Below are 257 nucleotides of genomic sequence, written 5' to 3'. Positions count from 1 at the left end.
CTTTGCTGTACGCATTGATTACCAACATTCTCAAACATCAAAAAAACAGAACTAAACCACTGATTTTAAACAAAATAAATTCAGCGTGCATCTTTTCAGGCTTTTATCCGGATGAACCTGAGATCGGCTTTCACCCTGTCTCCTCAGAGCTGCTCAAGAAATGCGGCTTTTGCTGCCGCAGCCGCTTTACTCGCAAACGACAATTTCTTAATGGAATTACTGACATGGAAGTTCACGGTTCGTTCGCTGATCCCCAA

1 protein-coding gene is annotated in these 257 nt (G+C 42.8%); it reads right to left on the bottom strand.

Annotated features, from left to right (window positions below; genetic code table 11):
* Positions 1-143: 143 nt before the first annotated feature.
* Positions 144-257, bottom strand: coding sequence for a LuxR C-terminal-related transcriptional regulator (locus R0J87_RS22230; RefSeq protein ID WP_498889028.1), 114 nt, complete (start codon positions 255-257; stop codon positions 144-146).

The organism is Halomonas sp. SIMBA_159, assembly GCF_046536035.1.
GTDB classification, from domain to species: domain Bacteria; phylum Pseudomonadota; class Gammaproteobacteria; order Pseudomonadales; family Halomonadaceae; genus Vreelandella; species Vreelandella venusta_A.
This window is presented reverse-complemented; position numbering and strand designations above follow the sequence as displayed.